Source organism: Cupriavidus sp. FW305-F7 (genome assembly GCF_058782875.1).
In genome coordinates, this window is the sequence record NZ_JBYSYC010000032.1 from 64,848 (window position 1) to 80,060 (window position 15,213).

General features: G+C 66.6%; 15 protein-coding genes. 5 read left to right on the forward strand and 10 right to left on the reverse strand.

The genetic code is table 11. From position 1 onward, the window contains the following. Positions 1 to 165: 165 nt before the first annotated feature. The 5 genes from AC3WL8_RS26380 to AC3WL8_RS26400 are packed head-to-tail and all read left to right on the forward strand — an operon-like array spanning position 166 to position 5,345. Positions 166 to 1,119, forward strand: a complete 954-nt coding sequence (locus tag AC3WL8_RS26380) for a hypothetical protein (RefSeq protein WP_153956267.1) — start codon at positions 166 to 168, stop codon at positions 1,117 to 1,119. After that, on the forward strand, positions 1,116 to 2,000 hold the full coding sequence (locus tag AC3WL8_RS26385) for a HesA/MoeB/ThiF family protein (RefSeq protein ID WP_153956266.1): 885 nt from the start codon (positions 1,116 to 1,118) through the stop codon (positions 1,998 to 2,000). Before AC3WL8_RS26380 ends, AC3WL8_RS26385 begins: the two co-directional genes overlap by 4 nt. 3 nt (positions 2,001 to 2,003) lie before the next feature. After that, on the forward strand, positions 2,004 to 3,227 hold the full coding sequence (locus tag AC3WL8_RS26390; protein WP_492379091.1) for a hypothetical protein: 1,224 nt from the start codon (positions 2,004 to 2,006) through the stop codon (positions 3,225 to 3,227). After that, positions 3,224 to 4,333 (forward strand): GNAT family N-acetyltransferase, encoded by a 1,110-nt coding sequence (locus AC3WL8_RS26395; protein WP_013956822.1) that lies wholly within the window; start codon positions 3,224 to 3,226, stop codon positions 4,331 to 4,333. Before AC3WL8_RS26390 ends, AC3WL8_RS26395 begins: the two co-directional genes overlap by 4 nt. 4 nt (positions 4,334 to 4,337) lie before the next feature. Then, complete coding sequence (locus AC3WL8_RS26400; protein WP_492379092.1) at positions 4,338 to 5,345, forward strand: nitroreductase family protein; 1,008 nt, start codon at positions 4,338 to 4,340, stop codon at positions 5,343 to 5,345. A 41-nt stretch (positions 5,346 to 5,386) separates the two neighbouring features. On the opposite strand, the gene AC3WL8_RS26405 is transcribed toward AC3WL8_RS26400, so the two are convergent. The 10 genes from AC3WL8_RS26405 to AC3WL8_RS26450 form a co-directional block, all read right to left on the reverse strand. Further along, positions 5,387 to 6,073 carry a cyclase family protein gene (locus AC3WL8_RS26405; protein ID WP_492379093.1) on the reverse strand — a complete coding sequence of 229 codons (687 nt, stop codon included), beginning with the start codon at positions 6,071 to 6,073 and terminating at the stop codon, positions 5,387 to 5,389. Positions 6,074 to 6,189: 116 nt separating this feature from the next. After that, positions 6,190 to 7,836, reverse strand: coding sequence for a c-type cytochrome (locus AC3WL8_RS26410; protein WP_211979749.1), 1,647 nt, complete (start codon positions 7,834 to 7,836; stop codon positions 6,190 to 6,192). A 141-nt stretch (positions 7,837 to 7,977) separates the two neighbouring features. Further along, entirely contained in the window at positions 7,978 to 8,805 is an 828-nt protein-coding gene (locus tag AC3WL8_RS26415) for a class I SAM-dependent methyltransferase (protein ID WP_492379094.1), read from the reverse strand. Between the two features lie 93 nt (positions 8,806 to 8,898). After that, positions 8,899 to 9,141 (reverse strand): hypothetical protein, encoded by a 243-nt coding sequence (locus AC3WL8_RS26420; protein ID WP_492379095.1) that lies wholly within the window; start codon positions 9,139 to 9,141, stop codon positions 8,899 to 8,901. Between the two features lie 43 nt (positions 9,142 to 9,184). Beyond that, positions 9,185 to 9,529, reverse strand: a complete 345-nt coding sequence (locus AC3WL8_RS26425) for a Na+/H+ antiporter subunit G (protein ID WP_013956828.1) — start codon at positions 9,527 to 9,529, stop codon at positions 9,185 to 9,187. A gap of 10 nt (positions 9,530 to 9,539) precedes the next feature. Next, a complete protein-coding gene (locus tag AC3WL8_RS26430) occupies positions 9,540 to 9,812 on the reverse strand; it encodes a K+/H+ antiporter subunit F (protein WP_013956829.1) in 273 nt (90 codons plus the stop codon). Next, the gene (locus AC3WL8_RS26435) at positions 9,797 to 10,300 is read right to left on the reverse strand and encodes a Na+/H+ antiporter subunit E (protein ID WP_010812079.1); all 504 of its coding nucleotides are present in this window, start codon (positions 10,298 to 10,300) and stop codon (positions 9,797 to 9,799) included. The genes AC3WL8_RS26430 and AC3WL8_RS26435 overlap by 16 nt, the downstream gene beginning before the upstream one ends. Before the next feature lie 3 nt (positions 10,301 to 10,303). Then, positions 10,304 to 11,845 (reverse strand): monovalent cation/H+ antiporter subunit D, encoded by a 1,542-nt coding sequence (locus AC3WL8_RS26440; protein ID WP_153956260.1) that lies wholly within the window; start codon positions 11,843 to 11,845, stop codon positions 10,304 to 10,306. After that, positions 11,842 to 12,210 (reverse strand): Na+/H+ antiporter subunit C, encoded by a 369-nt coding sequence (locus AC3WL8_RS26445; RefSeq protein WP_013956831.1) that lies wholly within the window; start codon positions 12,208 to 12,210, stop codon positions 11,842 to 11,844. The genes AC3WL8_RS26440 and AC3WL8_RS26445 overlap by 4 nt, the downstream gene beginning before the upstream one ends. Next, entirely contained in the window at positions 12,210 to 15,014 is a 2,805-nt protein-coding gene (locus tag AC3WL8_RS26450) for a monovalent cation/H+ antiporter subunit A (protein ID WP_013956832.1), read from the reverse strand. Before AC3WL8_RS26450 ends, AC3WL8_RS26445 begins: the two co-directional genes overlap by 1 nt. Positions 15,015 to 15,213 lie beyond the last annotated feature (199 nt).

A 15,213-nucleotide genomic window follows, 5' to 3' on the forward strand; every position in this document is an offset into this window, starting at 1 on the left:
TACTTGAGTCAAATAGAAATGTCGTACCCCCTTACCAAAACTGGCCAGCTGTCGGCCTTCTTCCCGTGGCCACACCCGTGACACCATAGACTGGCTGTTATATGCTCCAATCCACACTTGCCTCCCAGTCCGGCCAAACAAGAACAAGGCACCAGCCAAACCTGCATGTTCAAATTCATCGGGCGTTTTCGACAGCGGCTGCGCTACCTGGACCTGAGCCTGAAGGCCAGCCGGTCCGTCCGGATCCGAGTCGTCGAGCGGCCCGGCCTGTGGATGGACGCGCAGCAGCTCGAAGCCATGCTGGCCGAGATGCGCGGCATCGTCCAGCGGGGAATCGGCAAGGATCTCGATTACGGGGTGCTTTCCGGCGACCCTGAAAGACTGCGGCGGGCCGTGATCACGCTGCTTTATGACCGGGACAGCGGCCAGGCGATTGCGTTCAATGCGCTGTCGGTCATGCCGATCGAGATCAAGGGCCGGCCGGCTGAGGCGATTCACCTAGGGCTGGTGATGGTCGATCCGGGCTATCGCACGCAAGGACTGTCCTGGGTGCTGTACGGGCTGACCTGCATCCTGCTTTTCTTCCGCCGCGGCCTGCGCCCGATCTGGATCAGCAATGTGACCCAGGTGCCGGCCATTATTGGCAAGGTTGCCGAGGTCTTTGTCACGGCCTATCCCAATCCCTTTGAGCCGTCGCGGCGCAGCTTTGAACACCTGAGCGTGGCCCGCGAGATCATGAAATCGCATCGGCATGTCTTTGGGGTTGACCGGGCGGCGGGATTTGACGAAGCGCGCTTCGTGATTACCGATGCCTATACGGGCGGCTCGGACAATCTCAAGAAGACGTTCGACCAGGCGCCGAAGCATCGGGACGAGCGCGCCAACGAACTTTGCCAGCGGGAACTTGACTACCAGCGCGGCGACGATTTCCTGCAGATCGCCTGCCTGGACCTGGCCAGCGCACGGAAATACCTGTTACGGGAAGTGCCTCGGGACTCCCTGCCCGCCATCCTTTATCAGATTGCGTTCCTGGCTGTCGGGCGGATCGTCCTGCCATTGTTCCACTGGCTGAATCCGCGCGAGCCGATGGGAGTCCTGCGCGCAAGGAAAAGCCAATGATTCCACCCTTTTCATACGAGGAATTCACCACCCGCAACATCGGCTTCGTCACCGACGCGGAACAGCAGCAATTGCGCAGTGCACGGGTGCTGATCTGCGGTGTCGGCGGCATGGGCGGCGCCTGCCTGCAGGCGCTGGCACGGGTGGGCATTGGCGGCTTCGCGCTGGCGGACTTCGATGCGTTCGACGTGTCGAATCTGAACCGCCAGGTGTTTGCCAGCCTGGATACCGTTGGCGTGAACAAGGTCGAGGCCACCGTGGCGCAGATCCGGCGCATCAACCCGGAACTTGCCATCGAGACCTTCGGCGCGGAGTGGACCGACAAGCTCGATGAACTGCTTAGCCGATACAAGATCGTGGTCAACGGCATGGATGACATGGCCGCGGGCATCGCGCTCTATCGCAAGGCGCGGGAGCATGGTGCGACCGTTATCGACGCCTATACCGCTCCCCTGCCCTCCGTCACGGTCGTCCGGCCGCAAGATCCCCGGCCCGAGGAGCGTCTTGCCTATCCCACGGCCGGCATGGACTGGAAGTCCCTGACGGCGGAGGTCAGGCAGGAATGCCTGGGCAAGGAACTGGAATATGTGATGGTCAACTCGAGTTCCGTCCGGCATGTGGAGCTTGGCATCGCTAAGGATCTGCTGACCGGCAAGCGCAAGCGCATGTCGTTTGCGCCGATGGTGATCACCACCGGCAATCTGATGGCGTTCGAAGCGATCAAGCTGGTGCTCGGCCGGCCGCAGCTGGCCGGTGTGCGCGGCTATTTCTTCAATCCCTGGAGCATGCGTGTCGAAACGCCGCGCAATGTGCTGACGGCATGGGCCGTGCGCGCGCTGGTACGGCGCTTCATGGCGAGGTTGATGCGAGATGAGGGCTGACGCGTGATTGACGCCCTGGCAAGCGATGTGGCCGTTACCTGGCTCGGCGCGGTGGGCTGCGGGCTCTACCTGCATTTCCTTTGGTCGCGGCGCGAGGCCGGGGCCGGCACGGGCCTGTTCCTGTTCGGGGTGCTGACGGCGCTGCTGGCAGTCCGGGGCTTTTCCTGGCTGTTTGGCGGTACGCTGCTGGCGCAGCTGGTGTTTGCGGCGGCAACCTTGCTGCCCATTGCCATGACCCTGTTTGCCGAGCACCTGGTGCGGCGCCACCACCCGTTGGGGCTGAAGCTGCTGGCGCTGGGCGTATCGGTGGTGTTCTTCGTCATCAATCTCTTTACCGATCTGTCGAACAATACGCCGCTGTTGCTGGCGTTCCTTGGGTGCTTCGCCGTGGTCACGGCAAGCAATGGCTGGTTCCTGCTGTGGCTGCGCGATGCCGAGCTGTCCGACAACGAGGAACGCCTGGCCCGGGCGGTGGTGGTGGTCGTGGCCCTGGCCGTCCCGCTCGCGGCCACAGACTTCCGCGAGGAGCTCGGCCATGTGCCGGTTCGCCTGGGGGCGCTTGGGGCGTTGGCATTCGTCTATGTGTTCCTGAAGCTGTCGGAATCGCAGCGGGTCGTGCGCGGGCTGCTCGCGCATATCGCAGCCGCCCTGCTCTTCGCCGTCGTGCTGGCCAGCGTGATGGCGCTGGCTTCGCGCGGGCCCGGCCCGGGCTTCGCCGAAGCTGGCCTGCGCGGCATGCCAGTTGCCATCGCCTGGGTGCTGCTGACCGCCATTTTTGTCCGCATTCGCGCCGTTTCACTGGCGGGCGATGGCAATGCCTTCTTGCGCTGGCTGCTCCATGCCCGGCTGGATACGCCAGAGGGTTTCCTGCATTCGCTCAGGCGCCTGCCGCAGACCGCCGACCATGTGGTGCTCGGCAACGCGGAGCTTGCTGATTACGCCCTGGACGCGCTGTTCGACCTGGCAGGAAGACGGCGTGAGCCCGTGTCGATCGGCGACGCCCGCGCGTGGGCCAGGCTCCGGGAAGGCGATCGGGTCGAGGCCGCGGAGCAACTGATAGACCTGCTCGAGCGCCACGAAATGACCCATGCCCTGCTGATCGCGCGCCAGCCCGCGCAGGTGGTGCTGCTGAACCTGCCGCAAGGCGCCAACGCAGCCATCGGCGAGCTGCGCGCGGCGGTGATCCTGCGGCTGGCGCGCCATCTCGGGCAGCGGGAGGCCGCATGACAACAGTGCTGCGTGAAGGCGATTTCGACGCGTTCTTCGAGGCGCCCTTCGCCTGCTATGGCCGTGATACCCATTTTGTCTCGCCGATGAAGGGGGATCTTGCGCGCGCGCTGGACCCGGCGAAGAACCCGCTGTTCCGGCAGTTTGCGCGCCGCACCTGGTTCACCGCCCATCGGGACGGACGGATCGTGGGCCGTATCCTGGCCCATATCCATGATGCATTCAATCAGCAATACGGCCAGAAGCGCGGCTACTTCGGCATGTTCGACTGCGTCGATGACGTGGAGGTCGCGCAAGCGCTGCTCGACGCGGCGGCGGGCTGGGTGAAGCACAACGGCTGTGACGAACTAGCTGGCAGTTTCAACCTGACGATCACGCAGATGATCGGCATCGTCACCGAGGGCTTCGAGCATCCGCCATACACCTACCAGGAATATACGCCGCCGCATATTGCCAGGCTGCTCCAGGCATGCGGCTTCGAGCCGTTCTTTCCGATGCGCACGTTCGAGCTCGACGTGCGCAGCTACGATCCGCAGCAGTTGATCGGGAGCAAGCAACGCGCGCTGCTGGATGATCCCGCCTGGCAATTCGAGCCGATCCGGCGGCGCGGCTTTGACCGGCGCCTGCTGGAAGCATGCGCTGTGCTGAACGATGGCTTTGCCAGCAACCCGATGTTCGTGCCGCTGACGGAGGAGGAATTCCTGTTTCCCTGCGCCGGCATGATGTGGATCATCGACGAGCGCCTGTCCTATACCGCTTATTTCAACGGGGAACCGATCGGGGTACTGCTGTGCGTGCCGGACCTCAATCCGTTTCTGCGCGCCACCGGCTTCCGCCTGAAGCTGTCCACGCTCTGGCATCTGATCAGGTTCCGCGCCAGCCGCAAGCGTGCGGCGATCATCTTTTTTTCCGTGCGCAGGGACTACCACAGCCGCGGCGTCAACGGCGTCATGCTGCACCATCTGCTCAAGGCGATGCGGGGTGCCGGATACTCGCATCTGGGCATCAGCTGGGTGTCGGACTCGAACGGCGCCAGCCTGAAGCAAATGGAGAAGATGGGGGCCACGGTACTGCATCAACTGCATCTCTTCAGGAAAGCCATCTAGCGATATGCTTACGCGCGATCAGCAACTCACCCTCGTTGCGCAGGCTGGCCGCGCTCCCAGCGCGCACAATATCCAGCCCGCTCGCTGGCGCTTTGCCGGCGACAAGGTTGAACTGTTTGAAGACCCTGCTCGATGGCTAGCCGTGGGCGACCCCACCGGGCGGGACAACCAGATCGCCCTGGGCATGGCCTGGGAAGGCATGGCCATCGCGCTGTCCACGCTTGGGTTGGGGCTTACGCAGCCAGAGGTCTCCGGCCTGCCCTACCCGCCCGCTACCCAGGGCCTGCGCCCGGCCGCATCTGGCCTGATCACATCAGGTGCGAGCCCGGATCCCCTTGACGCCTTCGTGGACGCACGCCGCGCCTATCGAGGCAAGTTTCTCCGTGCGACCCCGCCGCAGATCAAGTCGTTGGGCGAATGCGCTGCGGCCCACGCGGAGTTCGTCACGCTGGCGAGCGAGAACAGCACGGCGCAAATCGCCAATTGGTATGACGACGCCGCGGCTGCGGGATTGAATGACCCACGGTTTGCCGAGGAGCTCCATCACTGGCTGCGCTTGTCACCGCACGATCCGGGCTGGCCGCGCGACGGGCTTTCGGCCGAATGCATGGCACTGTCGCAGTGGGAAGCCTGGGGTGCGTCGATTGCGCTGAGACCCCGTGTGGTCCGGCTGCTCTCGGCGCTTTCGCTGACCCGCCTGCTGACATCGGAAAGCGCAAAAGTGAAAAGCGCGGCCCGGATCGTCCTGATTCATGCCCCACCCGACGTCACGAGCTTTGACATCGGGCGCCGCTGGTACCGGTTCTGGCTGGCCATGACCGCCAGGGGCTTTGCCGGCGTGCCGATGTCGGCGCTGGCCGATTCACCTGGCCATGCCGCCATGCTTGCCGAAAGCCAGCGCTTGCCGCGCGGAAACCGGCTCGTGAACATCATGCGCTTTGGGCCGGTGCCGGTCCGGGGCATCCCGCGAAGCGCAAGACTCCCCGCCGCAGAGTTGGTGCAAGCATCCTGAACCAACGACGCTTGCGGCCCTTACCCGGGGCGCGGTCCTGGCTATGCGTGTTCGCGCACCTCGGCGAAAGCGCGGACGGGGAAAGCCGCCGCGTCTCGCGCCTTCAGGGGGATGGAAAAGAAGCGAAACGGCACGCCATGCAAGCGCGACAGTCCGGTGAGGTTCTCGACGATCAGGATGCCTCGTCCCAGCAACCGGGTATGGGCCGGGCGTTCCGGGTCCTGGGTGGAGTCGACGTTCGCGCAATCCACCCCGAACATGGAAATGCCCGCATCGCAGAGCCGGTCTATCACGTCGCGTGAGACAAACGGGTGCGATCGATAGATCTCCGTTCCCCAATGGCGATCCCAGTCGAAATTCACCAACACAGCCCGGCCTGCGAGGAGCTCGGGAAACTGCAGGTCATTCCACGCCAGTTGTTGCCCGGGGGTCGCGTGGCGGGCATCGATGACCACGCCGTCAAGCACCAGCCGGCTGAGATCGAGGGCAGCAATGTCTTCCGCGCCTTCGAAGCGGTGACGGGGCGCATCCAGCTTGGTGCCGACGGATGTCTGGAACGCCACCTCGGAAATCTCGAACGAGGCTTTGCCCTCGTAGTGCCAGCCTGATTGCGCATGCGTCATGAACGGCCGGATATGCGCGGTCAACTCGACCGCTTCACCGGTTTCGCGCTTGAAGAGGACGCCAGGCATCCCGTCGTGGAACACATGAGAGAGATCGACAATCATCTTCTGCGCTCCATCCTGGTTGCGCTGAGCTGATGCTACTGCCGGGCCTTCAGCCGGGTCAAGCTGACGAAGGGGGCATCGTAAGCCGTTCAGTCTGACCCGGGCAACGCACAAGGCTAAAGCAGCTTCAGGAATTCCAGCAGCGCATCCTTGTCGCTTTCGGCAAGGGTCGAGAACGCCTGTTCATGGCCGCGATTGTCGCGCCCCGCTGTCGCCGTGTCGTAGAGCACGGGTTTCGACCACGGCTGGTAGCTGCCCGGATAGGCCCAGGTGCCGTTCGCATCGAGCTTGCCGGCGATGCCCAGCTTGCCGTAGTCCAGTGCATGACCGCCGACCCAGAAGCGCCTGGGCCGCGCCTGCGGATGCATCAGATGCCAGAGCGTGGGCACGGAGCCGTTATGAAGGTACGGGGCCGTCGCCCACACGCCGGAGAGAATGGGCGCGACATAGCCTCCGGTGTTTGCCGCGTCGATATGCTTGCCCAGCTCGGAGCGCGAGATGGCTTGCAGCAGGCCGGGATCGATCGCTTGCCAGCGCGTCGGGTCAGTACCGATATCCGCCTGTGCCACCAACCGGTTGGGGAAGCTTACAAGGCGCGGGCGCTCCGTGTCCTGGCTGTAGCTGCCGTGGCACTGGGCACAATGGGCATCAAAGACGGCGCGGCCGCGCGCGGCGCGGGGGCGGTCAATCGGGCCCGGAAACGGCGGCGGCGTGTAGCCCGCCATGAATCGCATGACGTCTTCCACCTGCGGAATGGCGCGGCCGGCGCGATCCGGCGGCATTCCCATGGTCGGCACGGTGAAGAAGGCCACGATATGCGCCAGCCGCCCGGCATCATCGGCGGCACCGGGCGCTACCGGCGCAAAGCGCGGCGCGCCCTTGCTGGTATAGACGCCGTCGTAGAGCAGCGATGAGCGCAGCCTGCGGTAGCCCAGTTCCGGAATCGAGGTGGAACCACTGGCGGCCGTGCCCGCTGAGAGCAGATGAAACTGGAACTTGAGTGCCGCGACGCCATTGGTGCTGCCAGCCGCGCCGTTGCTGAACGGCAGTGGCTCGTCACCGCTGGCTTCGAGTTCCGCCACCCGTTTCACCAGCCGCGGCCAGACGAATCTCCGGATGGTATCCAGTTCCTCCTTGCTGGTGTCGGGGTAAAGCTGGTGGATGGCTGAGAGGAGCGTTTCCGGATCGGATTTCACCCGCTTGACCGCCTGATAGACCGCGGCGACGAAGGCATCGAGGTTGAGCGAGGTATTCGGCAGCCCCAGCCAGACATCGTTGGTGGGATGCCCGTCCTTGCCGTAGGTGATGCCCGCATGACACGATGCACATCCCAGGTTGGACACCTCCAGGCGGATCTTCGGGATATCCCGGCCGATCATTCCGCTGACCACGCCCAGGGGCTTGTCGAACCTGGGCTGTTGCTGGCGCGGCCAGTTGCGGACCGCATCGGGATAGATAAAGCCGAACTCGTGCAGCGCCCGGCGCAAGGCGTCCTGGGTGACCGGAACGCCGGGGCCGCCGGCCAGCAGCAGCGCGGTCGTTGCCAGCTTCCACGGCAGCGCATTGGTTTCCAGGGTATCGGTGCTCAGGCCGCCGAAGTCATCGAAGACAAAGCGTGCCGCGCCGAGGTCGTCGGCTCGATCCCCGGCCCTGAAGTCCCGCATGACCGCGGATTCGCCTTCAGCATAGCCGCGCAGGAAATCGCATCCTGACAGCGAACCTAAGAGCAGACCGATCGCGAGCACGCGTCGTACAAGGGGCATCGTAGTCATCGTCCGACAGTGCGCGCCAGGGAATCCGGACCGCGCCGCGCTGATGGTAGCCGACGATCCATGCTGTCTCAAGCCAACCGCTGCAGCCAGGCCACCGCCCGGGTGGCGCCGCGGCGAACTGCCGGGGCAGCTTTACCCGGCGGGCGCCGTTACCATCACCACATGCGCCTGCATCGGCACGGCCAGTGGACCCGCGCCGTAAGCCTTCAGGAATGCCTGTTCGCAGTGGTCGGTTGCCCGGCCGAGCGCATCCGGCCCGCGCCGCTCCAGGTCGGCGCGCAACGGCGTGCCCTGGCAGAATGCCACCGCCGGGATGCGGGCGGCGCTGGCGCGGCTGGTTGCCGCGACGGTTTCAAAGACCGGGGATGACTGGAATCCGCCCAGGCGCAGATCCTGCTCGATGGTGGCCTGGCTGTGGTAACCATGCGGGACGCGGGCCATGAACTCGGGCGGCGCGTCGGGAAACAGCGTGGCGAGTGCCCCGGTGACATCGCGGGCAAAGGCGTTGAATTCCAGCCGGTCCCAGACATTGAAGATCAGCGTGCCGCCCGGCACCAGCACGCGGCGGGCTTCGGCGAAGGCGCGGCCCTTGTCCGGGAAGAACATCACGCCAAACTGGCAGGCGACCATGTCGAAGCTGGCATCGGCAAACGGCAGCGCCATGGCGTCGGCCTCGCGCCACTGCACCGGGCGGCTGGTGCCGGCCTGCTCCGCCCGCGCCAGCATCGGCGCGTTGAGGTCGGTGGCAACGATCATGGTATCGGCCGGCAGCTGCCCGGCGATTTCCCGGGTCAGCACGCCGGTGCCGGCGGCCAGTTCCAGCACCCGCCGGGGGTGCAGCGCGGCGATGCGGGCAGCCATGTCGGCAGCGTATGGCGCAAAGATCATCGGCACCATCAAGGCCTCATAGACTTCGGGAATCGCGCCCGCGAAGACTTTGTCCGAGTGTTGCAAGTCCATGAAACCCCCTGCCCTGGCGTGGAAGTTGCCGGCATCGCCTGACTGGGTGTAGGACACATTGCGGAGAAAGTAAACCGTGGCGGCCAGAACGTCTTATGCCCGGGAGGCGGCTTCCTTCAGCTGGTCACTGGCAGAGGTCAGCATGCGCAGTGTCTCTTCGAACACCAGCAGCGCGTCCTCGCGGCCTGGCGCGTCCTGCGGCATGCCATCCCGGTCGGCCGTGACGCCGCGGATGAGTTGATCGAGGAACCCGGGCCGGGTCATCTCAGTGCGCTGCAGCAGCATGTGCAGCAGGTAGCAGCAGGCACCAAGGCGCGGATCTTGCGGGGTTGGCATGGCTTGGTCTCCTTTGGGTTGGTCGGGTTTGCGCGTCGCGGCCCTAATCGCGGATGCGCGGCATCCAGCCGCTGCCGCGCGTGCGCGGATCCACCGGCAGCTGGCGCTGCAGCGCGGCCTTGGCCAGCATGTGGGCGCTGATCGGCGCGGTCAGGAACAGGAAGGCGGTCACCAGCAGCTCATGCAGGCTGGCATCGCCCCGGAAGCTGAAGTACGCCACCGAGGCCAGCACCACCCCGCCCACGCCCAGCGTGGTCGACTTGGTCGGCCCATGCAGCCGCATGAAGAAGTCCGGCAGCCGGAACAGCCCGATCGCCCCGACCAGCATGAACACGCTGCCCACCAGCAGCAGCGCGCACACGATGAATTCCGCAACAGGATGCAGCATCTGGCGCTCCCTAGTATTCGATGATGTCGCCGCGCTGCAGGTACTTGGACAGCGCCACGGTGCCGACGAAGCCCATCACCGCGATCAGCAGCGCGGCCTCGAAGAACAGTGCCGAATCCAGGCTGATGCCGAGCACCACGATCAGCGCGATGGCGTTGATATTCAGCGTGTCCAGCGCCACGATGCGGTCCGGCAGGCTGGGTCCGCGCAGCAGCCGCGCCAGGGTCAGCAGGAAGGCGAGGCCCAGGATCACCAGGCAGACCGGTATCACGATGGCAAGCATTGGAAGATCTCCTTGAGCGGGGTTTCATAGCGCGACTTGATGAGCTCGACCAGCGCGGCCTCTTCCTCCAGGTCCAGCACGTGCACGAGCAAGGCGCGGCGGTCATCGCTCAGCTCTGCGCACAGCGTGCCGGGGCTGAGCGAGACGATGCTGATCAGTGCGGTGGTGGCGAGTTCGTGCTCGACATCGAGCGGCACCACGATAAAGGCGGGGCGCAGGCGCGCGGTGGGGCCCAGCACCATGATGGCCACTTCCACGTTGGCTTTCACGATATCGAACAGCACATGGATGCTGAGCCGCAGGATCAGGTCGGGCCGCGACAGGCGGAACGCGCCCAGCACCAGCCAGCGGTCGGCCAGCCGGCCGATGGCCCAGCCCAGCAGTGCCCCCAGCAGCCAGTGCCCGGGGGCCAGGCTGTTGGTCAGCAGCAGCCACATGATCATCAGGATCAGGCTCAGCCAGGGATGGGGAAGCAGGCGCTGCAGCATGGCTTACCCCGGCTGCCCGGGCAGCACTGCCCGGAGATAGGCGGCGCGGTCCAGCAGCTGCGCCGCCGCGTCGGCCACATAGTCGCTGACCGGCCGCGCGCATACCGTCAGCGCGACATTGCCCGCCAGCAGCAGTGCGCAGCAGGCCAGCTTGCGCGCGTCGGGCCGCACGCGCACGCGTGCCGCGCCGGGATGGTCTTCGTCGAGGTATTCATCCCCTTCCGGCACGCGCTCCGCATCATGTGGCAGCCGCCACAGCAGCCGCGTGCCGGTGCGGGACACGGCAATCAGCAGCAGCAGGCCCGACACCAGCACCGCGGGCCACAGCGCCGGCACCCACGGCGCCGGGGTCGCGCGCAGGACCATGAGCTTGCCGAGGAAGCCCGACAGCGGCGGCAGCCCCACCGCTGCCACCACGCCCACCAGGTACAGCAGCCCGGCCAGCCGCGAGGCACTGACCGGGGGCCCGTCCTCGCGCGCCGGCTCCGGCTCCAGCGCGTCGGCCAGCAGGAACAGCGCGGCGGTACACAGCGTGGTGCTGAGCAGGTAGAACATCGCCGCGGCCCAGCCGGCTTGCGTCTGCATCGATACGCAGGCGGCCAGCAACCCGACCGATGTCACCACCAGGTAGCTGGTCATCGCGCGCAGCGTGCCGGCAGCGACCGCGCCCAGCGCGCCGACCGCCAGCGTGACCAGCGCCAGCACGAACACCCAGTCATGCAGGAATGGCCCCAGCAGCCCCTGCGGGCCGCCGAAGATCAGCGCATCGCAACGCAGCATCGCGTAGATGCCGACCTTGGTCATGATGGCAAACAGCGCTGCAACCGGGCCGGTGGCGCTGGCGTAGGCGCGCGGCAGCCAGAAATACAGCGGGAACAACGCCGCCTTCAGCGCAAAGACCAGCATCAGCATGGCGCCGGCAGCCACCGCCAGCGGCAGGTCCTGGGCCGGCAGGCCGGCCAGGCGCAGGCCGAGGTGCGCCATGTTCAGCGTGCCCGACAGCCCGTACAGCACGCCGACCGCCACCAGGAAGAACGACGACGCCACCAGGTTCAGGATCACATAGTGCAGCCCGGCGCCGATGCGCGCCCGCCCTGCCCCATGCACCAGCAGTGCATAGGACGCGATCAGCAGGATCTCGAAGAAGACGAACAGGTTGAACAGGTCGCCCGCCAGGAAGGCGCCGTTCAGGCCCATCAGCTGGAACTGGAACAGCGCATGGAAATGCCGGCCCTGCCGGGCGGTGCCCTCTCCCGCCGCCGCCAGCGCGGCGACGGCCAGCACCACGGTCAGGGCCAGCATCATCGCGCCGGTGCGGTCCATCTGCAGCACGATGCCGAACGGGGCGGACCAGTTGCCCATCGCATAGACCGCAATCTCGCCGGTAGCCGCCTGGCGCAGCAGGTGCACCGCCACTGGCGCCAGCAAGAGCGTGGCCACGGCGCAGACGATGCGCTGCGCGCGCAGCCGCTGGGCCGGCATCGCGGTCAACAGCGCACCGGCAAACATGGGGATCAGGATGGGCAGCAGCACGGCGTGGTTCATGGCCGCGGCTCCTGATTGCCGCCATCGGGATCGCGCCCCTCCGGCTGGCCGGCGGCGTCGACATGGTCGCTGCCGGTCAGCCCCAGCGAGCGCAGCGCCAGCACCACCGCGAACGCCGTCATGCCGAACGCGATCACGATGGCGGTCAGCACCAGCGCCTGGGGCAAAGGGTCGGCGTAGCTGGCGCCCGCCACGATCACCGGCGGCCGGCCGATCGACAGGCGCCCCATGCCCAGCAGGAACAGGCTGACCGCATACGACAGCAGCGTCAGCCCCAGCACCACGGTGAAGACGCGCTCGCGCAGCAGCAGGTAGATGCCGCCCGCGGCCAGGATGCCGATGGTGATGGCGTAGAGCGCGGCCATCAGGCGTCCTCCGCGGCCTGTGCCGGCGGCAGGTTGCGCACACCCAGGTGCGATACGATCACCAGCGTGGTTCCCGTCACAGTGCAGAAGACTCCCAGGTCAAAGATCATCGCCGTGGCCAGCTCCACCTCGCCGATGCCAGGTATGTGGAAATGCCCGAAGGCAGTGGTCAGGAACGGATAGCCGAAGGCCAGGCTGCCCAGCCCGGTCAGGCCCGCCAGCAGGATGCCCGCGCCGGCAATGGCGCGATAGTCCGGCGCAATGCGCGCTTCGGTCCAGCGCACGCCGCTGGCAACGTACTGCAGCAGCAGCGCCACCGAGGTGATTAGCGCCGCGACAAAGCCGCCGCCCGGCAGGTTGTGCCCGCGCAGCAGGATATAGACCGCCACCAGCAGCGTCAGCGGCAGCATCAGCCGCGCCAGCATGGCCAGCAGCAGCGGATGCGCCTGGCTGGTCCACGGCAGGCCATCGGGCGCTGCCGACGGCGTGTCCAGCCGCATGCCCTTGAGCAGCGCCTGCACCGCCAGCCCTGCGATCAGCAGCACGCAGATCTCGCCCATGGTGTCGAAGCCCCGGAAATCCACCAGCAGCACGTTGACCACGTTGTGCCCGCCGCCGCCCGGCACGGACTGGTCGATGTAGAAGGCAGACACCGGGTCATAGGGCCGCGTCATCACGGCGTAGGCCGCCATCGCCAGCAAGGTGCCGCCGCCAAGCGCCAGCACCAAATCCCGCCCGCGGCGCGCCGCCCCGGCGCGCTCCGGCGTCTCGCGCGGCAGGTAGAACAGCGCCAGCACCAGCAGCAGGATCGTCACCACCTCCACCGAGATCTGCGTCAGCGCCAGGTCCGGTGCGGAGAACCGCAGGAATGCCATCGACACCATCAACCCGCAGCCGCCCAGCAGCACCAGCGCGAACAGCCGCTGGCGGTGCGTCACCACCACGCCCACCGCGCACAGCCCGAGCAGCGCCAGCGTGGCGGCGCCGATCAGGTCGATGGCGCCCGCCGGCACGCTGCCACCGAGCCATTCCAGGTCAGCCAGGAAGTATGCCGGCACGGCCAGCAGCGCCAGCAGCATCCAGGCGACATAGGTCTGCAGCGAGCCGTTCTCCAGCCAGCGCGTGACGGCCGCGGCAAAGCGTTCCAGCGCATGCATGCCATGCTCGAATGACTGGCGCGCGCTCAGGTGGCTGATCGCGTGTTGCAGGCGCCGCAGCGCGTCGCGGCGCAGGAAGAACAGCGCCGCGCCCCCGCCCATCGACACCAGGCTCATCAGCAGCGGCAGGTTGACCCCGTGCCACAGGTTCAGGCTGTACTCCGGCAGGGGCGCGCGCAGCGTGGCCAGCGAAGCCGCCGCCAGCAGGTCGCCCACCGTATAGGCCGGCACCAGACCGACCACCAGGCAGATCACCACCAGGAACTCCACCGGCACCTTCATGAAGCGCGGCGGCTCGTGCGGCGGGTAGTGGGGCACGTCGGGCTGCCGGGCGCCGAAGAACACGCCGTAGATAAAGCGCAGCGAATAGGCCATCGTCAGCGCCCCCGCCAGCGTCGCCGCGGTCGGGATCACCCAGTTGAAGTCGCCCAGCAGGCCCTGCGCCAGGGTCTCGCCGAAGAACATTTCCTTGCTGAGGAAGCCGTTGAACAACGGCACCCCCGCCATCGACAGCGATGCCACGATCGCCAGCACCGCGGTGTGCGGCATATAGCGCGCCAGCCCGTGCAGGCGGTCCAGGTCGCGCGTGCCGGTTTCATGGTCGATGATGCCGGCCGCCATGAACAGCGACGCCTTGAACACCGCGTGGTTGATGATATGGAAGATGGCCGCCACCGTGCTGAGCTGGGTATCGAGCCCGAACAGCAGCGTGATCAGGCCCAGGTGGCTGATGGTGGAATAAGCCAGCAGCCCTTTCAGGTCCCGCTGCAGCAGCGCCAGGCCAGCGCCTACGATCAGCGTGGCCAGCCCCGTCATGCTGACCAGGTAGAACCAGCTGTTGGTGCCGTCCAGCACCGGATAGAGCCGCGCCAGCAGGAACACGCCGGCCTTGACCATGGTGGCCGAGTGCAGGTAAGCCGAGACCGGCGTGGGCGCTGCCATGGCATGGGGCAGCCAGAAGCTGAACGGGAACTGCGCTGACTTGGTGAAGACCGCCAGCAGGACCAGCACCAGCATCGGCAGGTATAGCGGGTGGTGCTGCACCTTGCCGGCCTGCGCGAGCACCTCGGACAGCTCGAAGCTGCCGCAGATATGGCCCAGCAGCAGCACCCCAGCCAGCAGCGCCAGCCCGCCGCCGCCCGTGACCGCCAGCGCCATGCGCGCGCCCTGGCGCGCATCGGTGCGCCATGACCAGAAGCCGATCAGCAGGAACGAGAGGATGCTGGTCAGCTCCCAGAACACCACCAGCAACAGCAGGTTGCCGGCCAGCACCACGCCCAGCATGGCCGCCATGAACAGCAGCAGCAGGCAGAAGAAGCGCACCGCGGATTCATTGCGCGCGAGGTAGTAGCGCGCGTACAGGATCACCAGCAGGCCCACGCCCAGCACCAGCAGCGCAAACAGGAACGACAGGCCATCCAGCCGCAGCGACAGGTCCAGCCCGAGCTGCGGCAGCCACGCCACGCGCCAGCCCAGCGCATGTCCCGGCGGTTCGAAGACCGCGCCGCGCAGGCTCAGCAGCAGCACCAGCGCTGCCAGCGGCAAACCGATGACGACAGGCGCCAGCAAGCGCGCGGTCCGCATGCCGATCAACCACGCCAGCGCCGCGGCCAGCAGGGGCAGCGCGATCAGCAGCACCAGCGCCATGCGCCCCCCTCAGCCGTTGCCCGGGATCACGGCCGGCCTGTGCCGGCCGTCGATGCGCCGGGCGGCAAGCCGGGCCGATGGTGCTTGTCTTGCAAATGGGGCGGTGGTCATGGGCCAGGTCCTCTATGCGGGCAGTCTTGCCCCCTACTTTCCGGATTCTGCCGGCATTGCGCAAGTCATGCTTGCCTTATTACGCGGC